Origin of the sequence: Limosilactobacillus viscerum (assembly GCF_947387525.1) — a bacterium.
Classification (GTDB): Bacteria; Bacillota; Bacilli; order Lactobacillales; family Lactobacillaceae; genus Limosilactobacillus; species Limosilactobacillus viscerum.
Genome location: NZ_CANDNW010000016.1, coordinates 16,108 through 38,836 on the forward strand (window position 1 = coordinate 16,108; position 22,729 = coordinate 38,836).

At 44.0% G+C, this 22,729-nt stretch carries 37 protein-coding genes; 1 reads left to right on the top strand and 36 read right to left on the bottom strand.

The annotated features are described in order from the left end of the window. Positions 1-6: 6 nt before the first annotated feature. The 36 genes from QOS07_RS05760 to rpsL form a co-directional block, all read right to left on the bottom strand. Positions 7-810 (bottom strand): energy-coupling factor transporter transmembrane component T family protein, encoded by an 804-nt coding sequence (locus QOS07_RS05760; RefSeq protein WP_283588033.1) that lies wholly within the window; start codon positions 808-810, stop codon positions 7-9. Continuing rightward, positions 810-1,664 carry an energy-coupling factor transporter ATPase gene (locus QOS07_RS05765; protein WP_408613329.1) on the bottom strand — a complete coding sequence of 285 codons (855 nt, stop codon included), beginning with the start codon at positions 1,662-1,664 and terminating at the stop codon, positions 810-812. Before QOS07_RS05765 ends, QOS07_RS05760 begins: the two co-directional genes overlap by 1 nt. Beyond that, a complete protein-coding gene (locus tag QOS07_RS05770) occupies positions 1,640-2,467 on the bottom strand; it encodes an energy-coupling factor transporter ATPase (RefSeq protein WP_283588058.1) in 828 nt (275 codons plus the stop codon). The genes QOS07_RS05765 and QOS07_RS05770 overlap by 25 nt, the downstream gene beginning before the upstream one ends. 217 nt (positions 2,468-2,684) lie before the next feature. Then, entirely contained in the window at positions 2,685-3,068 is a 384-nt protein-coding gene (gene rplQ / locus QOS07_RS05775) for a 50S ribosomal protein L17 (RefSeq protein ID WP_283588035.1), read from the bottom strand. Positions 3,069-3,100: 32 nt separating this feature from the next. Next, positions 3,101-4,045, bottom strand: a complete 945-nt coding sequence (locus QOS07_RS05780) for a DNA-directed RNA polymerase subunit alpha (RefSeq protein WP_283588036.1) — start codon at positions 4,043-4,045, stop codon at positions 3,101-3,103. Positions 4,046-4,126: 81 nt separating this feature from the next. Next, positions 4,127-4,516 (bottom strand): 30S ribosomal protein S11, encoded by a 390-nt coding sequence (gene rpsK, locus QOS07_RS05785; RefSeq protein WP_003664532.1) that lies wholly within the window; start codon positions 4,514-4,516, stop codon positions 4,127-4,129. A gap of 34 nt (positions 4,517-4,550) precedes the next feature. Next, positions 4,551-4,916: a 30S ribosomal protein S13 gene (gene rpsM / locus QOS07_RS05790; protein ID WP_283588037.1), complete on the bottom strand. Its 366-nt coding sequence runs from the start codon at positions 4,914-4,916 to the stop codon at positions 4,551-4,553. A 30-nt stretch (positions 4,917-4,946) separates the two neighbouring features. Continuing rightward, on the bottom strand, positions 4,947-5,066 hold the full coding sequence (rpmJ, locus tag QOS07_RS05795) for a 50S ribosomal protein L36 (RefSeq protein WP_003714521.1): 120 nt from the start codon (positions 5,064-5,066) through the stop codon (positions 4,947-4,949). A gap of 39 nt (positions 5,067-5,105) precedes the next feature. Continuing rightward, positions 5,106-5,324: a translation initiation factor IF-1 gene (infA, locus tag QOS07_RS05800; protein ID WP_003664537.1), complete on the bottom strand. Its 219-nt coding sequence runs from the start codon at positions 5,322-5,324 to the stop codon at positions 5,106-5,108. Between the two features lie 130 nt (positions 5,325-5,454). Then, a complete protein-coding gene (locus QOS07_RS05805; RefSeq protein ID WP_408613330.1) occupies positions 5,455-6,105 on the bottom strand; it encodes an adenylate kinase in 651 nt (216 codons plus the stop codon). A 2-nt stretch (positions 6,106-6,107) separates the two neighbouring features. After that, a complete protein-coding gene (gene secY / locus QOS07_RS05810) occupies positions 6,108-7,412 on the bottom strand; it encodes a preprotein translocase subunit SecY (RefSeq protein ID WP_408613331.1) in 1,305 nt (434 codons plus the stop codon). A 16-nt stretch (positions 7,413-7,428) separates the two neighbouring features. Continuing rightward, complete coding sequence (gene rplO / locus QOS07_RS05815) at positions 7,429-7,863, bottom strand: 50S ribosomal protein L15 (protein WP_283588040.1); 435 nt, start codon at positions 7,861-7,863, stop codon at positions 7,429-7,431. A gap of 32 nt (positions 7,864-7,895) precedes the next feature. After that, positions 7,896-8,078, bottom strand: coding sequence for a 50S ribosomal protein L30 (rpmD, locus tag QOS07_RS05820; RefSeq protein ID WP_047767366.1), 183 nt, complete (start codon positions 8,076-8,078; stop codon positions 7,896-7,898). A 14-nt stretch (positions 8,079-8,092) separates the two neighbouring features. Then, entirely contained in the window at positions 8,093-8,596 is a 504-nt protein-coding gene (rpsE, locus tag QOS07_RS05825; RefSeq protein WP_283588041.1) for a 30S ribosomal protein S5, read from the bottom strand. A 22-nt stretch (positions 8,597-8,618) separates the two neighbouring features. After that, entirely contained in the window at positions 8,619-8,984 is a 366-nt protein-coding gene (gene rplR / locus QOS07_RS05830; RefSeq protein ID WP_283588042.1) for a 50S ribosomal protein L18, read from the bottom strand. Between the two features lie 53 nt (positions 8,985-9,037). Next, positions 9,038-9,574 (bottom strand): 50S ribosomal protein L6, encoded by a 537-nt coding sequence (gene rplF, locus QOS07_RS05835; protein WP_283588043.1) that lies wholly within the window; start codon positions 9,572-9,574, stop codon positions 9,038-9,040. 29 nt (positions 9,575-9,603) lie between these two features. Beyond that, a complete protein-coding gene (rpsH, locus tag QOS07_RS05840; RefSeq protein ID WP_283588044.1) occupies positions 9,604-10,002 on the bottom strand; it encodes a 30S ribosomal protein S8 in 399 nt (132 codons plus the stop codon). Positions 10,003-10,033: 31 nt separating this feature from the next. After that, positions 10,034-10,219 carry a type Z 30S ribosomal protein S14 gene (locus tag QOS07_RS05845; RefSeq protein WP_003664547.1) on the bottom strand — a complete coding sequence of 62 codons (186 nt, stop codon included), beginning with the start codon at positions 10,217-10,219 and terminating at the stop codon, positions 10,034-10,036. Positions 10,220-10,234: 15 nt separating this feature from the next. Then, positions 10,235-10,777 carry a 50S ribosomal protein L5 gene (rplE, locus tag QOS07_RS05850; RefSeq protein WP_283588045.1) on the bottom strand — a complete coding sequence of 181 codons (543 nt, stop codon included), beginning with the start codon at positions 10,775-10,777 and terminating at the stop codon, positions 10,235-10,237. A 25-nt stretch (positions 10,778-10,802) separates the two neighbouring features. Continuing rightward, positions 10,803-11,111 carry a 50S ribosomal protein L24 gene (gene rplX / locus QOS07_RS05855; RefSeq protein WP_283588046.1) on the bottom strand — a complete coding sequence of 103 codons (309 nt, stop codon included), beginning with the start codon at positions 11,109-11,111 and terminating at the stop codon, positions 10,803-10,805. Between the two features lie 34 nt (positions 11,112-11,145). Further along, complete coding sequence (gene rplN, locus QOS07_RS05860) at positions 11,146-11,514, bottom strand: 50S ribosomal protein L14 (RefSeq protein WP_003714461.1); 369 nt, start codon at positions 11,512-11,514, stop codon at positions 11,146-11,148. Positions 11,515-11,578: 64 nt separating this feature from the next. Then, positions 11,579-11,845 (bottom strand): 30S ribosomal protein S17, encoded by a 267-nt coding sequence (rpsQ, locus tag QOS07_RS05865; RefSeq protein WP_283588047.1) that lies wholly within the window; start codon positions 11,843-11,845, stop codon positions 11,579-11,581. Between the two features lie 24 nt (positions 11,846-11,869). Next, entirely contained in the window at positions 11,870-12,076 is a 207-nt protein-coding gene (gene rpmC / locus QOS07_RS05870; RefSeq protein WP_057805829.1) for a 50S ribosomal protein L29, read from the bottom strand. Next, entirely contained in the window at positions 12,066-12,500 is a 435-nt protein-coding gene (gene rplP / locus QOS07_RS05875) for a 50S ribosomal protein L16 (RefSeq protein WP_047767349.1), read from the bottom strand. Before rplP ends, rpmC begins: the two co-directional genes overlap by 11 nt. Before the next feature lie 3 nt (positions 12,501-12,503). After that, the gene (rpsC, locus tag QOS07_RS05880) at positions 12,504-13,169 is read right to left on the bottom strand and encodes a 30S ribosomal protein S3 (protein ID WP_283588048.1); all 666 of its coding nucleotides are present in this window, start codon (positions 13,167-13,169) and stop codon (positions 12,504-12,506) included. Between the two features lie 12 nt (positions 13,170-13,181). Next, positions 13,182-13,529 (bottom strand): 50S ribosomal protein L22, encoded by a 348-nt coding sequence (gene rplV, locus QOS07_RS05885; RefSeq protein WP_047767347.1) that lies wholly within the window; start codon positions 13,527-13,529, stop codon positions 13,182-13,184. Between the two features lie 17 nt (positions 13,530-13,546). Beyond that, on the bottom strand, positions 13,547-13,825 hold the full coding sequence (gene rpsS, locus QOS07_RS05890) for a 30S ribosomal protein S19 (protein WP_283588049.1): 279 nt from the start codon (positions 13,823-13,825) through the stop codon (positions 13,547-13,549). Between the two features lie 34 nt (positions 13,826-13,859). Further along, positions 13,860-14,705, bottom strand: a complete 846-nt coding sequence (gene rplB, locus QOS07_RS05895) for a 50S ribosomal protein L2 (protein ID WP_283588050.1) — start codon at positions 14,703-14,705, stop codon at positions 13,860-13,862. 25 nt (positions 14,706-14,730) lie between these two features. Beyond that, the gene (gene rplW / locus QOS07_RS05900; protein ID WP_283588051.1) at positions 14,731-15,027 is read right to left on the bottom strand and encodes a 50S ribosomal protein L23; all 297 of its coding nucleotides are present in this window, start codon (positions 15,025-15,027) and stop codon (positions 14,731-14,733) included. Next, positions 15,027-15,650, bottom strand: a complete 624-nt coding sequence (rplD, locus tag QOS07_RS05905; protein ID WP_283588052.1) for a 50S ribosomal protein L4 — start codon at positions 15,648-15,650, stop codon at positions 15,027-15,029. The genes rplW and rplD overlap by 1 nt, the downstream gene beginning before the upstream one ends. A 21-nt stretch (positions 15,651-15,671) precedes the next feature. Continuing rightward, positions 15,672-16,334, bottom strand: coding sequence for a 50S ribosomal protein L3 (gene rplC / locus QOS07_RS05910; protein ID WP_283588053.1), 663 nt, complete (start codon positions 16,332-16,334; stop codon positions 15,672-15,674). 49 nt (positions 16,335-16,383) lie between these two features. Further along, on the bottom strand, positions 16,384-16,692 hold the full coding sequence (gene rpsJ / locus QOS07_RS05915; RefSeq protein WP_057805852.1) for a 30S ribosomal protein S10: 309 nt from the start codon (positions 16,690-16,692) through the stop codon (positions 16,384-16,386). A 288-nt stretch (positions 16,693-16,980) separates the two neighbouring features. Beyond that, the gene (locus tag QOS07_RS05920) at positions 16,981-18,306 is read right to left on the bottom strand and encodes a uracil-xanthine permease family protein (RefSeq protein ID WP_283588054.1); all 1,326 of its coding nucleotides are present in this window, start codon (positions 18,304-18,306) and stop codon (positions 16,981-16,983) included. A gap of 182 nt (positions 18,307-18,488) precedes the next feature. After that, positions 18,489-20,573 carry an elongation factor G gene (gene fusA, locus QOS07_RS05925; protein WP_283588055.1) on the bottom strand — a complete coding sequence of 695 codons (2,085 nt, stop codon included), beginning with the start codon at positions 20,571-20,573 and terminating at the stop codon, positions 18,489-18,491. 133 nt (positions 20,574-20,706) lie between these two features. Next, entirely contained in the window at positions 20,707-21,177 is a 471-nt protein-coding gene (gene rpsG, locus QOS07_RS05930) for a 30S ribosomal protein S7 (RefSeq protein WP_003711602.1), read from the bottom strand. Between the two features lie 19 nt (positions 21,178-21,196). Further along, entirely contained in the window at positions 21,197-21,613 is a 417-nt protein-coding gene (gene rpsL / locus QOS07_RS05935) for a 30S ribosomal protein S12 (protein ID WP_047767437.1), read from the bottom strand. Positions 21,614-21,867: 254 nt separating this feature from the next. Here rpsL and QOS07_RS05940 point away from each other — a divergent pair, with 254 nt between their 5' ends. Beyond that, on the top strand, positions 21,868-22,560 hold the full coding sequence (locus QOS07_RS05940) for a prepilin peptidase (protein ID WP_283588056.1): 693 nt from the start codon (positions 21,868-21,870) through the stop codon (positions 22,558-22,560). The last annotated feature ends 169 nt before the right edge of the window (positions 22,561-22,729 follow it).

Sequence of the window (22,729 nt, forward strand, 5' to 3'; positions counted from 1 at the left end):
TCATCATTATATAAAGATCCGGAGACCAAATAGGACCACTGCCACGACCAGTAAAGCCACCATACTTACCGTATCACGGCCGTGCCAATCTAGCTGCCGGTAATGAGTCCGCGGCGCTTCTGGGTCATATCCCCGGGCCTCCATTGCGGTTGCGAGCTCTTCTGCCCGTTTAAATGAATCAACGAAAAGCGGAATTAGGATGGGGATCATCCGCATTAACCGCTTGACAATGTTCCCCTCATCGAGGTTCATCCCCCGTGACCGTTGCGCATTCGCAATCTTTACCGCCTCATTCATGATCGTTGGGATAAAGCGAAGGGCAATTGAAATCATCAGGGTAATCTGGTTAACCGGCACCTTAATTACTTTCAATGGTTGCATGAACCAGGTCAGCGCATCGGCAATTCGTAAGGTCGTCGTAGTTGCCGTCAAGACGGTAGAGGCAGTGATAATTACCATAAAGCGGAAAAAGATAATCAATGAATTTAATAAACCATCCCTGGTAACTGAAATGAAGCCCCATTGCCAGTAGACAGGGCCGCCGGTACTAAAGAGTACCTGGAAGGCAACCGTCAATAGGATAATCCAAGCTAGCGGCCTTATCCCACGCCAGTACATTTTAAAACTAACTTGACTAGCAATAATCGTGGCTAATAACGCCAGAATTAACCAGAGACAAGTAGCTAATCCATTAGCGAAAAATACCAGTATGACATAGGTTATGCACAAAAAAAGCTTTGCCCGGGGATCCAACCGGTGGAGGGGAGAGTTGCCCGGCACATAGGAGCCAAATACAATTGCGTTACTCATTATTCTTTCCCCCCTAGACGTGGCGCCAGTTGTTCAGACAACTGCTTGATTGTTAAGGTCAACGGAAGGTCAATTCCCTTTTCTTGCAACTGCTGAGACATTCTTACGGCAGCAGGCTGGTCAAGGTGGTTAGCCGCTAGTAACCGTGAATCACTAAAAAGTTTCTCCGGCGTTGTATCGACCATCAGGCGACCGTGGTTCATCACCACCACCTGGTCCGCAAAACGTGCTACTTGCTCCATCTGGTGCGTAATCAAGAGGATCGTCCGTCCATCACGGTGTAAGTGGTCAACCAGGTCCATCAACTGCGCCGTCGACTGCGCGTCTAGTCCAGCAGTTGGTTCGTCAAGAATTAATACTTCCGGTTGCATCGCGAGTACCCCCGCGATCGCAACCCGTCGCATTTGACCACCAGAAAGCATAAACGGTGACCGGCTTGCCAGTTCGGCATTGAGGCCCACTTGCACTAGCGCGTTATGTACCGCCGCCTTAACCTTTTCTTCGGACCAACCAAGATTCTCGGGGCCAAACGCAATGTCCTTTTCAACTGTTTCAGCAAATAATTGCTGCTCCGGAAACTGGAAGACAAACCCGACGTGCTGGCGGAGCTTTGCCAATTCAGTTTTCTTGCTGTCAGTACCAACACTAGTAGTGCCAACGGTTATTGTTCCAGCCGCTGGTTTAATCAGCCCGTCAATTAGGGAAACAAGGGTCGACTTGCCACTTCCGGTATGACCAACAATTGCCGTAAACGAACCATCTGGAATGGTGAGGTTTAATTTGGCAAGTGCCGGTTCCTTACGATTTAAATACGAAAAACTGACGTCGGTTAACTTAATTTCTGGCATAGCCATTCCACCATTTCATTTATTGAGTAGTAGCGATTAGGGACTTCGACGCCCGCATTTACGAGGTAGTCACGCAATTCTTGTCCAACGGGGATACCGACACCAAGTTTCCGCAGTAAATCAGTCTGCTTTAATACTTGATCAACGGTTCCCTCTTCAGCAATGCCTTGATGGTCTACCACCACGAGTTTATCTGCCATCGACATTTCGACCGGGTCATGGGTAATCGAAACAATTGTCAGCTCTTCAGTCTGGCGCAAGGACGCCAACAAATCTAGTACCATTTTTCGGCCTTCCGGATCTAGCATTGACGTAGCTTCATCAAGGATGATTGTTTGGGGGTGTAGCGCTAAAATACCGGCAATTGCTACCCGCTGCTTTTGTCCACCAGAAAGCATCGTCGGTTCAGCGGCAGCTAAGTCACTCATCCCGACCTTTTTAAGAGCATCGTCGATAAGCGGCTGCATCTGTTCACGCGGTACCTGGTGATTCTCTAGGCCAAAGGCAATATCATCGGCAACTGTCGCACCAACAAATTGGTTATCAGGGTTCTGGAACACGATCCCGAGCTGACGGTGCAACTTGGCTAGGTTTTCTTCAGTAACTGTCATTCCATTTACTGTTATTTCGCCCTCGTCGGGAACGAGTAAGCCATCGATTAAGCGGGCAATTGTACTTTTGCCACTACCGTTATGACCGATGATCGTCGTCCATTTGTTCCGGGGAACCTGCAAATTGAGGTTAGCTAGTACCGGCGCTTTCGACCCCGGATATGTATAAGAGATGTTCTTGAGGTTAATTCCGTCCACGTTGCCATGTCCCTTCACGATTAATACACCCTATTTTAACAGAGAAGTCGGCAAGATACAGATTTTCTGCCCAAAAAGTATTTAAAATAAAAAATCACTTACCACTGCAGCGCACGGGGTTTCCGCATTCAAGCTAGACTAGGGTCTCCCCACCATCGTAACGCTCTATGCTATCAGTGATAGTGATTCTTTATTACGTATTTAGTTATTTTAGTAATTAGTCAACGAATTGCAGAATAACCATTGGTGCGCCGTCACCACGACGAGGCATGGTCTTCAAAATCCGTGTGTAACCACCCTTGCGATCTGCGTACTTTGGAGCAAGTTCTTCAAACAAGTGTTGAAGTGCAGATTGGATACGGATGTCATCGCCATCTTCCTTAACGTCAGCAACAACATTGCGTACGAATGAAGCAGCCTTACGACGAGAAGCAAGGTCACCGTGCTTAGCAAGTGTAACCATCTTTTCTGCGGTCTTACGAACTTCCTTTGCACGTGCTTCAGTAGTGGTAATTTGACCATTAACAATTAAATCAGTAGTTAAATCACGTAATAAAGCCTTACGTTGTGAACTTGTACGTCCTAATTTACGGTAACTCATGAAGTGGTTCCCTCCTTTGCAATTGGTATCAATTAATCATCTTGACGGAATGAAACGCCAAGATCGTTTAATTTGAGTTTAATTTCATCTAATGACTTCTGTCCTAAGTTCCGAACTTTCATCATGTCTGAAACGGTACGGTCTGTTAATTCCTTAACAGTGTTAATACCGGCACGCTTGAGACAGTTGTAAGAACGAACAGACAGGTCAAGTTCTTCAATTGTCATTTCAAGCGTCTTTTCTTTATGGGTTTCTTCCTTTTCAACCATCACTTGAGCATTTTGTGCGGTTTCAGTCAGGTTAACAAACATATCCAAGTGTTCGGTCAAAATCTTAGCACCCAAACTAACCGCTTCGGTTGGTGTTAATGAACCATCCGTCCAAACATCCAAAGTCAACTTGTCATAATCACTACGTTGACCAACCCGCGCATTTTCAACGGTGTAGTTTACACGTTCGATTGGGGTATAGATGGAATCAATTGGCAATACACCAATAGCGAGATCTTCCATCCGGGCCTTATTATCATTTGCTGAAAGGTAACCACGACCTTTATCAGCTGTCATCTTAATGTGTAATTCAGCACCATCAGCGACAGTTGCAATGTGCAAATCAGGGTTCAAAACAGTGACTTCACTGTCCCCTTGGATGTCACTGGCAGTTACTTCAGCAGGTCCCTTAACATCTAATTCCAAGTCCTTTTGGTCTTCAGAATTGATCTTAAGTGAAACCTTCTTAAGATTTAAGATAATTTGGGTTACATCTTCAGTTACACCTTTAACAGTACTGAATTCGTGCAAAACCCCATCAATTTGCATGGTGGTAATTGCTGCACCTGGTAATGAAGCAATGAGAACCCGTCTCAGTGAGTTACCAAGAGTCGTCCCATAACCGCGCTCAAGTGGTTCTACAACAAACTTGCCGTAGTTATCCGTTTCTTCAACTTTATGAATGTTTGGCTTTTCAAATTCGATCATTCTATCCCTGTACCCCTTTCAAACGTGGTTCGCATTTTTACAAAAGACAATTGTGGAAATAGGTTCCCCACCAAATGCCAATTAAACACGACGACGCTTTGGAGGACGAGAACCGTTATGAGGAACTGGAGTTACATCGCGAATAGCAGTAACTTCCAAACCAGTTGCTTGAAGAGCACGGATAGCAGCTTCACGACCAGAACCTGGACCCTTAACTTCGACTTCAACAGTCTTCATACCGTGTTCCATAGCTTGCTTAGCAGCAGCTTCTGAAGCCATTTGGGCAGCAAATGGAGTTGACTTACGTGAACCCTTAAAGCCCAATACACCAGCTGATGACCAAGCAACGGCGTTACCTTGAACGTCAGTAATCATGATCAAAGTGTTGTTAAATGTTGAGTGAATGTGAGCAACACCAGTTTCAACATTCTTCTTTGCACGACGCTTACGCGTACCTTTTTTGGTTGCCATATCTAGTACTAACCTCCTTTTTTATAAAATTATTTTACTTCTTCTTGTTAGCGATGGTTACAGCCTTACCCTTACGAGTCCGGGCGTTGTTCTTGGTGTGTTGACCACGAACTGGTAAACCACGACGGTGACGCATCCCACGGTATGAGCCAATTTCTTGGAGCCGCTTGATGTTCATTGAAACTTCACGACGCAAGTCACCTTCAACTTGGATGTTTTCAACTTGACCTCGGATCTTTTCTTCTTGATCTGGAGTTAAGTCACGAACACGGATATCTTCGGAGACACCTGCTGCATCCAGAATCTTCTTAGCAGTAGAATCACCGATACCGTAGATATAAGTTAAGCCGATTACGATTCGCTTGTCACGAGGTAAATCGACACCTGCAATACGAGCCATTTAGTGCACCTCCATTCTTATTTAATAAAATTACTTACCTTGACGTTGCTTGTGCTTAGGGTTTGCAGAGCAAATAACCATAACACGTCCATGACGCTTAACGATCTTGCAGTGCTCACACATCCGCTTGACTGATGGTCTTACTTTCATTCTTAAAATCCTCCTAGAGAGTTCCTAGATTAACAATTATTACTTAAACCGGAACGTAATCCGACCCTTAGTCAGATCATATGGAGACATTTCAACCTTTACTCGGTCACCAGGCAAGATCTTGATGTAGTGCATCCGAATCTTACCAGAGACATGAGCAAGAATCTCCGCCCCATTTTCCAGTTCAACTTTAAACATCGCATTAGGCAGGGTTTCAGTAACCTTACCCTCAACTTCAATCACATCGGCTTTTGCCACGAAACGGTTCCTCCTTGCTTACAAGAAATTACGTAAAAGCAGTGGAAAGCGTACTACTTCCCACTGTCAGCTAGATAAACCTTGCTAAGTTTAGCATATGTAGCTAACAAGCGCAAGTTATCAAGCATGATTATAGGTTATTAAGTACTTTCTTGACGTCTTCGTAAACCTTATCGATGTCTTGTTGACCATCGATCGTGTGCAAAACACCTTGCTTTTGGTAGTAGTCTACCAGTGGGGTGTTCAACTTAATGTTAACATCCAAACGATTCTTAACCGTTTCTGGCTTATCGTCATCACGTTGGTAGAAGTCGTGGCCGCCACAAACGTCACACGTACCTTCAACCTTTGGTGCATTATAAATCTTATGATACGTAGCACCACAGTTGCGACAAATAAACCGACCACTCAACCGTTCTACCAATACGTCAGGTTCGACGTGAATATTGATGACAGCATCTAATTGCCGGTTACTCTCAGCCAACATCTTATCCAAAGCAGCTGCTTGGTTAAGATTACGAGGAAAACCATCAAGCATGAAGCCCTTCTTGGTATCATCCTTAGCCAACCGTTCCTTAACGATTCCGTTAGTAACTTCATCTGGAACAAGTTCACCCTTATCGATGTACTTCTTAGCTTCAATCCCCATTGGCGTTTCATTCTTAATTGCCGCACGGAAGATGTCCCCCGTTGAGATATGAGGAATATCGAAATCTTCCACAATCTTTTGTGCTTGGGTACCCTTACCGGCACCAGGCAAACCCATTAAAACAAGGTTCATACTCATTTGCCATTTCCTCCTTCTGGTTCACGAATAAATCCAATATATTCACGTTTCATGGTCAAACCATTTAATTGACGGTTAACATCAAGAGCAATTTGAACAATGATCAGTAAACTCGTACCACCAAGCCCAATTGCCTGACTAAGGTTCCAAACATTACTTGCAATTAATGGGATTAATGAAATCAACCCCAAGAATAGTGAACCAACCGTACTCAAACGCATTAACAAACCTGAAACGAAATCCTGCGTTCCCTTACCTGGTCGAACACCAGAGATATAAGAGCCCTGCTTTTGCAGGTTTTCCGCAAGTTTTTCCGGATTAACCTGAACAAAGGCGTAGAAAAAGGTAAATACAACAATCAGGAATGTGTACAATGCGATCCCAGGACCGGACTGCATGTTGAAGATTGTTGTCAAAACTTGATACCAAGTATCACCACCATGGCTCTGTTGGAAAGCCATTAAGATTGTTTGCGGCGTTGAAATAAACGAACCCGCAAAGATAACTGGGATAACCCCAGAGACGTTAATCTTTAATGGTAGATAACTACTCGATGGTGAAGTGGTTGTCCGACGAGTATATTGAATCGGCAAACGACGTTCAGCTTGTTGTACCCAAGTTACGAACGCCACGATGATTAATAACGCTACAATTACTAAGGCGATAAATCCGATCCCAGCCCAAAGAGCGGAACCAGATTCACCAGCAATTTGATCATCCCAAAGTTGTCTGATAGCACTAGGCATCTGAGCAACGATCCCAGCAAAGATCAGCATGGAAACACCATTACCGATACCACGTTCAGTGATCATATCACCCATCCAGGTTGCAAACATTGTTCCGGCGGTCAAAATTAACCCGATCGTCAGATAAGTTTGTATATTTGGATGGTTAACCAACTTAATCGTACTTAACGCATTAAAACCAGCGGTAATCCCAATTGACTGGATGAACCCCAGCACAATTGTTAACCACCGGGTTGCCTGGTTAAGTTTACGCCGTCCAACTTCACCTTGCTTACTCCATTCAACAAACCGCGGGACAATGTCCATCTGCAGCAGTTGAACAACAATTTGTGCAGTGATGTATGGTGAAACCCCCATTGCAAATAATGAGTAGTTTTCAAGTCCACCACCACTGAACGTATTGAGGATCGATGCTAACCCGGTCGAGGAAATTTCCTGCAAAGCTGCAGCATTAACTCCAGGAACAGTGATAGCCGCCCCAATTCGATAAACAATCAACACAAAGAGGGTAAAGAGAATCTTTTTACGGATTTCTTTAACCTTCAACGTGTTCATGACGGCTTTGAACAAATTACATCACCTCAGTTTTACCGCCAGCAGCTTCAATAGCTGAAACCGCTGAAGCAGAAAACTTGTTAGCCTTAACAGTTAACTTCTTTTCCAGCTTACCGCTACCAAGAACCTTGATACCGCTCTTTAAATTCTTAACCAAACCACTTTCAACAAGAACTTGTGGGGTAACTTCAGTACCGTCATCGAACTTGTTCAGGGCAGTTAAGTTAACAATAGCGTATTCCTTGCGGTTGATGTTAGTGAAACCACGCTTTGGAATTTGCCGGTAGAGCGGCATTTGACCCCCTTCAAAACCAAGACGAGTCTTGCCGTGAGCCTTTTGACCCTTAGTACCACGTCCAGAAGTAAAACCGTGACCTGAAGAAAGACCACGACCCTTACGAAGACGCTTTGAACGAGAACCTTCAGCAGGCTTCAATTCATTTAACTTCATTTGGTAGGCACCTCCTTATTATTTAGTTTTAATTACTTAACTTCTTCGATTGAAACTAAGTGTGCAACTTTGAAAATTTGACCACGTGTTGCAGCGTTATCTGGTAGAATGTTTGAACTACCAATCTTACCTAAACCTAAGGCCTTAACAGTCTTACGTTGAGTAGGTTCGCGGTGGGCAACACTGTGGATTAAGGTAACTTTAACTTTAGCCATAATTAGTGCCCTCCTTATTCTGCCAAGTGATCTACTGAAACGCCACGAAGCTTTGCAACTTCTTCAGCGCTCTTTAATTGCTTCAGACCTTCGAACGTTGCACGAACAACGCTGATTGGAGTGTTAGAACCAAGACGCTTTGAAGTAACATCGTCTACACCAGCGAGGTCCATAACGTTACGGACAGCACCACCGGCAGTAACCCCAGAACCTTCAACGGCTGGCTTGAGCATAATCTTACCACCGCCGTAAGTACCGATAACTTCATGTGGAATAGTAGTACCAACGATTGGAACAGTAATCAGGTTCTTTTCAGCAGCAGCTTGGGCCTTACGGATAGCTTCTGGAACTTCTTGAGCCTTACCAGTACCAAAACCAACGTGGCCCTTACGATCGCCAACGATAACTAAGGCAGCGAAACGCATCCGACGACCACCCTTAACAACCTTGGTAATCCGGTTGATAGCAACAACTTGGTCATCTAAGTCCAACTTAGCTGGATCAATGTATTCTGACATTGCAGGTTATTCCTCCTTTTCCTTAGAATTTAAGTCCGTTTTCACGAGCAGCTTCAGCTAATGCTTGTACACGTCCGTGGTAAAGGTAACCACCACGGTCAAATACAACGTTAGTGATGTTCTTGTCAGCTGCGCGCTTGGCAATTAAAGCACCAACGCCACTAGCTTGTTCAGTCTTAGTCTTACCACTAACTTCGCTGTCGTTTGTGGAGGCACTTGCGAGCGTCACACCCTTTACGTCATCAATTAATTGAGCGTAAATGTTTTTGTTTGAACGGTAAACACTTAAGCGTGGGCGCTCCGCAGTACCAGAAATCTTACCGCGAACGCGCATGTGACGGCGTTGACGGATCTTGTTCTTATCTGGTTTAGAAATCACAACAGTCACCTCTTATTAAATAGTTTATTTTATTTCGTAGCTGGTCTAATAACCTAAATAGATTACTTACCAGTCTTACCTTCCTTACGGATGATGTGTTCGTTTTCGTAACGAATACCCTTACCCTTGTATGGTTCAGGTGAACGAACGGCACGAACTTGGGCAGCAAAATCACCAAGGTGTTCCTTGTTGATTGAGCTAAGTTCAATAGTAGTATTATCTGGAACCTTGATATCAATATCTTCAGGCTTGTCCATTTCAACTGGGTTAGAGTAACCAACAGTTAAGATCAACTTGTTGCCCTTGAATTGAGCACGGTAACCAACACCGACTAACTTAAGGACCTTCTTGTAACCATTAACAACACCTTCAACCATGTTGTTAACGTTAGCCCGGGTAGTACCGTGAATCATCTTCATACTGTTAGTATCTTCATCACGGTCAAACTTAACAACGTTGTCATCAACAGTCATCTTAATCAAAGGTGAGATTTCACGTGACAATGTACCCTTAGGACCCTTAACAGTTACGACGTTACCTTCTTGGGAAACTTCAACGCCCTTTGGTAAGTCAATTTCCTTGTAACCAATACGACTCATGCGTGCACCTCCTAACTAAATATAATTTATTACCAGACGTAAGCAATAACTTCGCCACCAATTTTCTTGGCACGAGCTACCTTGTCGGTTACAACACCTTCAGATGTTGAAATAATAGCAATACCTAATCCGTTAAGAACCTTTGGCACAGCATCAGCCTTAACATAAGTCCGAAGACCAGGCTTTGAAATCCGCTTTAAGCCAGAAATAACGCGTTGACCGTTGTTACCGTACTTCAAGAACACACGGATGATGCCTTGCTTGTTATCGTCAACATATTCAACATCGCGAATGAAACCTTCGTTCTTTAAGATTTCAGCGATGTCCTTCTTCAACTTAGATGCAGGAGCCTCAACTGATTCGTGGTGGGCCATGTTAGCATTACGAATACGAGTTAAGAAATCTGCAATTGGATCGCTCATAGACATCGATGTTTTCCTCCTTTTGTCAGTGATTTGTTTACCAGCTAGCCTTCTTTAAACCAGGAATTTGTCCCTTGTGGGCAAGTTCACGTAAGCAAATCCGGCATAAGTGGAATTTACGGTAAACTGAGTGCGGACGTCCACAACGTGCACAGCGTGTATATTCACGACTTGAGAACTTAGCTGGACGGTTGCACTTAGCAATCATTGATTTTTTAGCCAATTTGTGGAACCTCCTTTATTTAGCAAATGGCATGCCGAGTTGGGCAAGTAATTCATGTGATTCTTCATCACTTTCAGCAGTTGTAACAATAACAACATCCAAGCCCCGTACCCGGTTAACCTTATCGTAATCAATTTCAGGGAAAATTAATTGTTCATGGATACCAAGAGTGTAGTTACCACGACCATCAAAGGCCTTGTTGCTTACACCGTGGAAGTCACGAACCCGTGGCAATGCCACGTTGATTAACTTGTCTAAGAAATCATACATACGTTCACCACGTAAGGTTACCTTGGCACCAATTGGCATACCTTCACGAAGACGGAAGCCGGCAATTGACTTCTTAGCCTTGGTGATCAGTGGCTTTTGACCAGCGATCAAGCCAAGTTCTTCAACGGCTTCATCCAGGTTCTTGGAGTTAGTAGTAGCATCACCAACACCCATGTTCAAGACGATTTTGTCAATCTTTGGTGCTTGCATTGATGAAGAGTAGTTGAACTTTTCAATCAAAGCAGGACGGATTTCGCTTTCGTATTTAGCTTTTAAACGGTTTTCCATTAGTAATTATTCCTCCTTTCCTCGATTAATCGATAGTCTTACCAGACTTCTTAGCAACCCGAACCTTCTTGCCATCAACGAACTTGTAACCAACACGGGTTGGTTCGTTGGTAGAAGGATCAATCAGCATTACGTTTGAAGCACTAATAGCTGCTTCAGTGTCGATAACACCACCATTTGGATTTGAGTTGCTTGGCTTTTGGTGTTTCTTAACCTTGTTAATACCTTCAACGATAACACGGTTTTGGGCAGCGAAAATCTTCTTTACGTTACCTTCCTTACCCTTGTCCTTACCGGCGATAACGCGAACTTTGTCACCTGTCTTAATGAACATGTTGATTGTGCACCTCCTTATTTTTGGTTAAATCTTACAGAACTTCTGGAGCCAGAGAAACGATCTTCATGAAGTCATCGCCACGAAGTTCACGAGCGATTGGTCCAAAAATACGGGTACCCTTAGGGCTCTTATCGTTGTTGATCAAAACAGCGGCGTTTTCATCAAACTTGATGTATGAACCATCCTTACGGTGCAGACCATGCTTAGTCCGTACAACGACAGCCTTAACAACGTCACCTTTCTTGACAACGCCACCTGGTGTTGCCTGCTTTACAGTAGCAACAATAATGTCACCAATATTACCAGTCTTAACCCGGGAACCACCCAAGATCTTAATAACAAGGATTTCACGGGCACCAGAGTTATCAGCGACCTTCAACCGACTTTCCTGTTGAATCACGGTTAATGTCCTCCTTCCATTTACAAATAAGAATTAGAATACGAATTTAAGAGTTATCTGCTAATTAAAGGGTAGCAGCCTTTTCGACAACTTTTACAAGACGGAAACGCTTCTTAGCTGATAATGGCCGAGTTTCCATGATTTGTACAGTGTCGCCGGTCTTTGCTTCGTTGTTTTCATCGTGTGCGTAGAACTTCTTTGAGTACTTAACACGCTTGCCGTAGATTGGGGCACTCTTGTAAGTGTCAATCACAACAGTGATGGTCTTGTCCATCTTATCTGAAACAACGTGGCCTTGGTAAACCTTACGTGCATTACGTTCTTCACTCATGCGCTAATCCTCCTTTTCGTATTCTTATTTGTTTAATTGTTGTTGACGAAGAACTGTCTTAACCCGTGCAATGTCCTTACGTACTTGCTTCAGACTTGCAGTGTTTTCCAATTGACCAGTAGCTAATTGGAAACGTAAGTTAAACAATTGTTCCTTCAATTCCTTTTCACGGTCAAGTAGCTTGTCAGTGGTTAATCCATTCAGTTCTTGTACGTAATCTTTACTTTTCATTAGATTGTCCACCTACTTCCTCACGTTGTACGATCTTAGTGCGAACTGGCAACTTGTGACCGGCAAGACGTAAAGCTTCGCGAGCGACTTCTTCAGAAACGCCCCCTACTTCGAACATTACCTTGCCGCGCTTAACTGGAGCAACCCATCCTTCAGGTGCACCTTTACCATTACCCATCCGGACACCAACACCTTTGCTGGTGTAGGAAAGTTGAGGGAAGATCTTAATCCAAACCTTCCCGCCACGCTTCATGTAACGGGTAATTGCGATACGGGCAGCTTCGATTTGACGGTTACTGATCCAGTGAGAATCAAGTGCTTGAAGTCCGAAATCACCAAAGGCAACAGTCTTGCCACCCTTAGCTTCACCACGCATGTGGCCACGTTGAACCTTACGGTGCTTTACTCGCTTTGGTACTAGCATGTTTTACTTCCCTCCTTCTTCATCATCATTAGCATTCTTCTTGGTAGGAAGAACTTCACCACGGTAGATCCAAGTCTTGACACCCAGAACACCGTAAGTAGTGTTAGCTTCATCCCAAGAGTAGTCAATATCAGCACGGAGAGTATGCAAAGGAACAGTACCATCAGAGTATGATTCAACCCGTGACATATCTGCACCATTTAACCGACCAGCAACTTGAGTCTTAATACCCTTAGCACCGGCACGCATAGCACGTTGCATAGCTCCACGCATAGCACGACGGAAAGCAATCCGGTTTTCCAATTGACGTGCAATACTTTCACCAACAAGGTGTGCATCCAGGTCTGGCTTCTTGATTTCCACGATGTTAATGTGAACACGCTTGCCAGTTAACTTGTTTAATTCCTTACGAAGTGCTTCAACTTCTGAACCACCTTTACCAATAACCATTCCTGGCTTGGCAGTGTGAATTGAAACGTTGACGCGGTTTGCGGCACGTTCAATTTCAACGGTTGATACAGAGGCATCAGCAAGTCGCTTTTCAATGTACTTACGGATCCGAAGGTCTTCGTTCAGGTAGTTAGCAAAGTCCTTATCAGCGTACCACTTTGCAGTCCAATCGCGAATGACTCCAACACGAAAACCATTAGGATTGATCTTTTGACCCACTATTTATTCCTCCTATCGTTCTGTAACAACCACTGTGATGTGACTAGTCCGCTTGTTAATTGGTGAAGCTGAACCCTTAGCACGTGGACGGAACCGCTTAAGGGTTGGTCCTTCGTTTGCGTAGGCTTCGCTAACAACCAATGAAGCACGATCTAAATCAAAGTTGTTTTCAGCGTTTGCAACAGCAGAATTTAATACTTTTTGAACATCTGAAGCAGCACCACGGTTGGTGAACTTCAGAATAGCAAATGCTTCAGCAACACTCTTACCGCGAATTGCGTCTAAGACCAGACGTACCTTCCGTGCAGGAACACGGACCATCTTGGCAGTTGCCTTAGCTGATGTAATGTTTTCAGCCATTTCTTAATTCACCCTCCTTACTTACCAGTCTTCTTGTCATCAGTAGCGTGACCGTGGAAAGTACGAGTTGGAACAAATTCACCCAACTTGTGACCTACCATGTCTTCTTGTACGTAAACTGGTACGTGCTTCCGACCATTGTAAACTGCAAAGGTGTAACCAATGAAGCTTGGGAAAATGGTGGAACGACGTGACCAGGTCTTGATGACTGTCTTCTTTTCAGAACCTTCTTGAGCCTTAACCTTCTTCAGTAATGAAGCATCAGCGAAAGGTCCCTTCTTCAAACTACGAGCCATTTAGTGTACCTCCTCTCGGGTATTAAACGTAAAATTAACGAGTATGTGGACCGCGCTTCCGACCACGAACAATGAACTTGTTTGAACGAGCCTTGTGTGAACGGGTCTTCTTACCAACGGTCTTCTTACCCCATGGAGACAGAGGAGATGGTAAACCAACTGGTTGCTTACCTTCACCACCACCATGTGGGTGATCATTAGGGTTCATTACAGAACCACGAACGTGTGGACGTTGACCAGCGTAACGGGTCCGACCAGCCTTACCCTTAATCAGAAGGGCGTGTTCGTCGTTACCAACAGTACCGACAGTAGCACGGCAAGTTGCAAGAACCATCCGAACTTCACCAGATGAAAGACGAACTAAGACGTACTTTTCATCCTTACCAAGTAATTGAGCAGAAGCACCTGCTGAACGAGCAAGTTGACCACCCTTGCCTGGCTTTAATTCAATGTTGTGAATAACAGTACCAACTGGAATGTTCTTCAATGGAAGAGCGTTACCAACTTTGATATCTGCATCTGGACCAGATTGAACAGTCATACCAACCTTTAAGCCCTTAGGTGCGATGATGTATGACTTAGTACCATCAGCGTAACCAAGCAAAGCAATGTTAGCAGTACGGTTTGGATCATATTCGATTGCCTTAACGGTTGCAGGAACATCATCCTTAATCCGCTTGAAGTCAATGATCCGGTATTGACGCTTTACACCACCACCACGGTGACGAACAGTAATGTGACCATAACTGTTACGGCCGGCAGTGTGCTTTAATGGAGCCAATAATGACTTTTCCGGTGTGTTCTTCGTAATATCAGCGAAGTCGTAACCGTTCATGTTCCGGCGACCGTTAGTAGTAGGTTTGTACTTACGAATTCCCACTATGTTTTCCTCCTTTTTTTAATGATTAGTTTTCACTGTCATCGTTGAACAGCTTAATTTCATCAGATTCAGCAGAAAGAGTAACGATAGCCTTACGACGACGCTTAGTGTAACCGACGTAGCGACCTTGACGCTTCTTCTTGCCCTTAACATTCATGATGTTTACCTTAACAACCTTAACTCCGAAAATTTCTTCAACTGCGTTCTTGACTTGAGTCTTGGTTGCTCGTAAATCAACATCAAATGTGTAACGCTTGTTGTCCATACCGGCCATTGAAGCTTCGGTAACAACTGGACGTAAAATAATATCGCGTGCTTCCATTATGCGAGCACCTCCTCTACTTGAGAAAGAGCTGACTTAGTAATAACAACCTTTTGTGCATCAGCAACGTTTAAGATGTTAACACCTGCTGGGGTAACAACAGTTGCGTTTGCCAGGTTACGTGCGGATAAAGCAGCGTTCTTGTCATCATCAGTGACAACAACCAGTGCCTTTTCAGCAACGTTAAGGTTGCTCATTACTCCAGCCATTTCCTTGGTCTTTGGAGCATCGAAGTTCAATGCATCAACAACAACTAATGCGTTGTCTAAAACCTTTTGGGAAAGGGCTGACTTGATAGCAAGTTGACGAACCTTACGAGGAAGGTTGTACTTGTATGAACGTGGAGTAGGTCCGAAGACAATCCCACCACCACGGAATTGAGGTGAACGGATTGAACCTTGACGGGCACGACCAGTTCCCTTTTGACGCCATGGCTTCTTACCACCACCGCTAACGGCTGAACGGTTCTTAACGGCGTGAGTACCTTGACGCAATGAAGCACGTTGACGCAGGATAGCATCAAATTCAGCGTTTTGGTTTGGTTCTACACCAAATACCGCATCGTTCAATTCGATTGAACCGTTTTGGCTACCATCTTGCTTGTACAAATTAACGCTAGTCATTATTTACTTCCTCCTTTCTGATTATTTGTTGTGTTGCTTGCTCAGGCTCTTCTTGGTGTTAGCCTTCACAGAGTTCTTAATAGTAACGTATGACTTGTTTGCGCCAGGAACATTACCCTTGATGAGTAATACATTGTTGTCTAAGTCAACCTTGACAACTTGTAAGTGTTGCATAGTAACAGTCTTGTTACCCATGCGACCTGGGAGCTTCATACCCTTGAATACACGGTTAATGATGGCACCCAATGAACCTGGACGACGGTGGTAACGAGAACCGTGAGCCATTGGACCACGTGATTGGTTATCCTTGTGAATGTTACCTTGGTAACCATGACCCTTGGTAACACCCGTAACGTCGACAGTTTCACCTTCTGCGAAGACGTCAGCCTTAACTTCGTCTCCTACCTTGATGTCATCCCCTAATTCAGCGTCACGGATTTCACCGATGAAGCGCTTAGGGGTCGTGTTTGCTTTTGCTGCATGACCTTGTTCAGGCTTGTTACTCAAGATTTCGCGCTTGTCATCGAAACCAAGCTGAACAGCGTTGTAACCATCGTTTTCAACGGTCTTGATTTGCATAACAACGTTTGGTGTTACATCGATAACAGTAACTGGAACTAATTCACCATCGTCAGTGAATACTTGAGTCATTCCAACCTTTTTACCTAAGATTCCTTTGGCCATGAGTACACCTCCAATTTTAATGTTTTAATTTAATGTAGTAGAAAAATAATTACAATTTGATTTCGATGTCAACACCACTTGGCAAGTCGAGCTTCATTAATGAGTCAACAGTCTTTGGTGTTGGGTCAATGATGTCGATCAAACGCTTGTGGGTCCGCATTTCAAATTGTTCCCGAGACTTCTTAAACTTGTGTGGTGAACGGATAACAGTGTAAATAGTCCGTTCAGTTGGTAACGGGATAGGACCTGAGATTTGAGCACCTGTCCGCTTTGCGGTATCAACGATCTTATCAGCAGATTGGTCGAGGATACGGTGTTCATAAGCCTTTAACCGAATACGAATCTTTTGTTTTGCCATTATGTTCCCTCCTTCGTCAGATTTAAAATTTGACTAGCTCCGCGGAAATTACCGCCACATCCTGTGGCAAAGCGGCCGGGTGTGTCGCAACCTTCCGCATCATCGCTTCGCAGCTTAAACCGTGATAGGGGCAGGGCAAAACTGCTCCCTAAGCTCAAGCACCTATCCATCATACACAAGAATCGCCGTCATATCAAGTGTTTAAATGGATTTATTTTGAATGAAATATTTTTGTAAAATTAAATAAAAATAGTAGTGAGCAAAATATTCACTACTATTTATAAAAATTTAAAATTGGGGCCGCTTGGGCATTAAAATATTCAAAACAATTGCAGTAATTGCTGAAATTGCTATTGGTGAACCTAATAGGTACTGTAACATTTGTGGTGATGAATTTAATACGTGCTTTGGCAAAAGAACTAACGCAATTGTTAAAACAATTGGTAAGCCAATTACATAGATGTCGCTTTCGCCTGTTTTTAACCGGCGAATAACGTTCAAGCCATTTAGCATAATAGTAACGGTAATAATAGCAAAAACACCACCGATCACTGGTGCTGGAATTGCTGCCAGAAATGCTGACAATTTAGTAAAGAATCCCAGGAGAATGAACCAACCACCAGCAGCAATAAATGCCCGCTTACTTGCAATACCCGTAATTGAAATAATTCCAGCATTGGTTGAATAACCAGTAACTGGTGTAGTTCCTGTAAACGCAGCAATCAAGCAGCTAATCCCCTCACCAATAATTCCGTGGTTCCATTGTTTTTTGGTAATGGTGTGGTTAGTAACTGCTCCCATTGCAAACCATGTTCCAGTCGTTTCTGTTGTTAGAATTGCGTAGATGATAATAAAGGTAAGAATAGCAGTTGTATCAAAGTGGATTCCCCAGTGGAGCATTGTTCGTTGCGGAAGACTAAACCATGGCGACGCTGCAACACTCTTCCAGTCAAACCGGCTCATACTTGCGCTCATTGCTGTGCCAACTAACAGTGCAATCACAATTGAACCAGCCTTAAACAATTTTTGTACCCGTGGAAAGCGAATACTAATGCTGACACAAACTAAAAGGGTAAGTGCAGTTACAGCTGCCAGTTCCATATTTTGATAGATGTTACCCTTTGCTTCAAAGATATTATCATTCAATGCTGATGGAATTAATGACAAGCCAACGCAGGTAATAATCGTCCCACCAACTACCGCTGGGACTAGGTAATTGATGATCTTTTGGAAGACCCCGCTAAGTCCCAGAATGATTAAAAGAACTGCACCAATAACCAGGGAGCCAAGTAGGGTTGCCATCCCATTTCCCTTTAGTCCCCCACTGGCTAAAACAACACCAGCCGCGGCACTAAGCGGAACGAAAGATGGCCCTTGCGACACTGGCATCTTCATAAACAATCCCGTCTGAAGAATCGTTCCGATCCCGCAGGCTAAAAATGTCGCCTGCAAGAGGCCCGTTGAATCCGCGCTCCCCATCGCAAGCATTCCCGCCAAAATAATCGGTGGGACATAAACATCCATTGCCAAAACGTGTTGGAGTCCTAGCAAGGCTGCTTCCGTTCCTGAAATTTTTTCGTCAGGTCCAACTAGTAATTGTGCTTTTTGATCCATTTCCTAATTACTCCTAATCAATTCTCAATTTTCTATAAAATATCACGAACTATTATTGCTGTAAAGATATAGATTGTTCGATAAAACGTTTAACTTATTATTTAATGGAGAATTAGGTTTAAAACCAAAAAAGAGGTTTCCCGTTTTTCGAGAAACCTCTTTATTTAAGTCATTAAGAATAATTAGTCGTTACCGTTCTTCTTGATGATGTCTTCTTGGATTGACTTAGGAACAGCTGAGTAGTGGTCGAAAGTCATCGTGAAGGTACCACGACCTTGCGTAGCAGAACGCAGGGCAGTAGCGTAACCAAACATTTCTGACAGTGGAACAAATGAGTGGATCAGTTGAGCGTTACCACGTTCTTCCATCCCATCGATCGTACCACGACGAGCAGTAACTTGACCCATAACGTCACCCATGTTGTCTTCTGGAACAACGATGTCAACCTTCATGATAGGTTCAAGGATAACTGGATCAGCCTTCTTAGCAGCATTCTTCAAAGCAAGAGATGCAGCAACCTTGAAGGCAGCTTCACTAGAGTCGACTTCGTGGTAACTACCATCGTAAAGCTTGGCGTGCATGTCAACCATTGGGTAGCCGGCAAGAACACCGTTTTGCATAGCTTCCTTCAGACCTTGTTCAACGGCAGGAATGAATTCACGAGGAACAACACCACCAACGATGGCATCTTCGAATTCGAAGCCCTTACCTTCTTCAAGTGGCGTAAATTCGATCCATACATCACCGTATTGACCTTTACCACCAGATTGACGAACGAACTTACCTTGGGCACTTGCTTGCTTAGTAAATGCTTCACGGTAAGATACTTGAGGCTTACCAACCTTAACTTCGGCGTGGAATTCACGACGAAGACGTTCAACAATGATGTCCAAGTGAAGTTCACCCATCCCGGCAATCAAAGTTTCACCAGTTTCAGGGTTAGTTTCAGCCTTGAAGGTTGGGTCTTCTTCAGCCAGCTTTTGCAGCCCCTTGTCCATCTTGTCTTGGTCAGCCTTGGACTTAGGCTCAACAGAAACTTGGATAACTGGTTCAGGGAAGTCCATGGATTCAAGTTGCAGTGGGTGGTCTGGATCAGTCAGAGAGTCACCAGTAGTGGTGTTCTTCAGACCGATAGCAGCGGCGATATCACCAGAGAATACTTCTGGAATTTCGTGTTGTTGGTTAGAGTGCATTTGCAGCAGACGACCAATCCGTTCACGCTTACCCTTAGTAGCATTCAGAACGTATGAACCAGATTGAAGTGAACCAGTGTAAACACGTAAGAAAGTCAAACGACCAACGAATGGGTCAGTGGCAATCTTGAAGGCCAAAGCAGCGAATGGCTTGTCGTCACCAGCAGTCAATTCGATTTCGTTACCATCTTCGTCATGAGCAACGAATGGCTTAACATCAAGTGGTGATGGTAAGTAATCAATAACGGCATCAAGCATCATCTGGATACCCTTATCCTTGTAAGCTGAACCAGCTAATACAGGGAAGAGCTTTTCTTCCAGAGTACCCTTACGGATAGCGGCCTTGATTTCATCAACGGAAATTTCGTCACCTTCAAGGTACTTTTCCATGATGTTGTCATCAATGTCAGCCAGCGTTTCGATCATTGCATCGTGACGCTTTTGAGCTTCGTCCTTCATGTCATCTGGAATATCAACAGTATCCCAGTTAGTACCAAGCTTATCTTCGTCGTAAACGTAAGCAACCATCTTAACCAGGTCAACAACACCGGAGAAAGTATCTTCGGCACCAATTGGCATTTGGATTGGCAATGGGGTAACGTTCAGACGGTCCTTGATCGTTTGAACCGAGTAGTCAAAGTTAGCACCAACCTTGTCCATCTTGTTAGCAAAAACAATCCGTGGAACATTGAATTGGTCAGCTTGACGCCAAACAGTTTCAGTTTGTGGTTCAACACCAGCTTGGGCATCAAGAACAGTTACGGCACCATCAAGCACACGCAATGCACGTTCAACTTCGACAGTGAAGTCCACGTGTCCTGGGGTATCGATGATGTTAATCCGGTAGTCCTTCCAAACGGCCGTAGTGGCAGCGGAAGTGATAGTGATACCACGTTCCTTTTCTTCATCCATCCAGTCCATTTGTGAAGCACCATCGTGGGTTTCACCAATCTTGTGAATCTTACCAGTGTAGTAAAGAATCCGCTCAGTGGCAGTCGTCTTACCGGCATCGATGTGGGCCATGATACCAATGTTACGAGTCTTAGCGAGTGGGTATTCACGTTTATTAGCCATCTTAAGAGTGTATCTCCTTCCAGAATATGGTTATCAATTTTCTCGTCATTTTCAGAAAAAGGGATGACGGTTATTAATCAACTACGTCACCCCTTTATCAACCAGTTAAGCAACTGGTCTCAATTGAAAGTGATTACCAGCGGTAGTGTGCGAATGCACGGTTGGCTTCTGCCATCCGGTGCGTATCTTCACGCTTCTTAACTGAAGCACCTGTGTTGTTAGAAGCATCAATGATTTCACGTGCAAGACGTTCAACCATGGTGTGTTCCCCACGCAAACGTGCGTATTGAACAATCCAACGAAGACCTAAAGTAGTCCGACGGTCTGGACGAACTTCGATAGGAACTTGGTAGTTAGAACCACCAACACGCCGTGCCTTAACTTCAAGTACTGGCATAACGTTGTCCATTGCTTCTTGGAATACTTCAACTGGATCATTACCAGTTTCTTCCTTAATTTGATCAAAAGCTGCGTACAAAATCTTTGTAGCAGTTCCGCGCTTACCATCGATCATCAAGTGGTCAATCAAGCTAGTAACAAGCTTTGAGTTGTACATTGGATCTGGTAAGATTTCACGCTTTTGTACATGTCCTTTACGTGGCATTACTTAACTCCTCCTTTAATTACTTCTTCTTAGGCTTCTTGGCACCGTACTTGGACCGTGATTGCATCCGGCCTTCAACACCAGCAGTATCGAGAGTACCACGGATAATGTGGTAACGAACCCCTGGCAAGTCCTTAACACGACCACCACGAATCAAAACAACTGAGTGTTCTTGAAGGTTGTGACCGATACCTGGGATGTAAGCAGTAACTTCGATCAGGTTTGAAAGACGTACACGGGCGTACTTCCGCAAAGCTGAGTTTGGCTTCTTAGGAGTCATCGTACCGACACGAGTTGCAACCCCACGCTTTTGTGGTGATGGAGTCTTAACTTCTTCTTTCTTGAAAGTGTTGTAAACATAACCAAGAGCTGGTGACTTTGACTTGCCCTTGTGGCTCTTACGGCCTTTACGTACCAATTGGTTAATGGTTGGCATTATTTTTTCCCCTTCCTTATTTTAAGTCCACACATCCAGGTGGTTCTTTTTGATAAATAAAAAAATTGCTGGATGAATATTAGATTGTCGTGCCTTCGTTGACGCATTCGTCTGCCCAACGACAGACACTCGTTGCTAAAAAAGCACCTTAAATAGAGTATCACGCTAAAAATGGAATGTCAACGAACACAGAAAGTTATTTTCACAGAATCTCGTTTTTTCTTCGTTTTACTCTAGTAAGGAGGTTGTTTTAAATGCGTACCGTTTTCTACTTTTGCATTGGTACCACCGTTGCTTCTTTTGCATGCTGCTGTGGCTACCGGCTCGGTAAGGGGCAGGCACCTTGGTCTCCCCGCCGTTCTTACTGCGATAATTGCGGACACTTGCTTGCTAGCTGGCAACTCATTCCGATTCTAGGATGGCTATTGCAGGGTGGCCATTGTCATTATTGTGGTAACCATATTTCTGTCTTTCTTCCGACTACCGAGTTTCTTATTGGTATTGCCGCGGTCTTACTTTGCAACGGCAGTTCTTACCCTATGCAGCTAGTATACCTGCTTGCCCTCGCAACCCTCACGATCCTTGCTTGCTGCGACTTCTTTTATTGCTTTGTTTATCCTATCTTTATTTTGGGATTGCTGCCACTAGCTTTCTCGCACCCTTTATCGTGGTCAATAACTGAGGTTGGCTCAGCTTTCTTCCTATTAACTATTATTTTTATCTTAGTTATCAAGTATCAGGGCCTCGGTAGCGGGGATCTTTACTTCTTAATTATGATACTAATTGTCCTCGGCTTTTACCCCACAATCGCGATTATCCTATTAGCAAGCTCCGCCACCCTACTCCTTATTCCCTTCTCCAACACCAAAGTACCGTTCATCCCCGGATTAGCATTTGCTACCATTATCGTCCTGATTTATTTAAAACAAAAAGGCGCATTGGCATAAAGCCAACGCAGCCAAATTTATTTATCCTCTTCTTCAACCGTCACAATAAACAAGTTATAGCCGAACCGTGAGAGGTTTTCAATATTTTGTAATCCTAAATTTCAAGAATAAGTTAGCCACTGGACTCAAATAAATAATACTGACCAATTGATTATTGGTTGATGGAGCT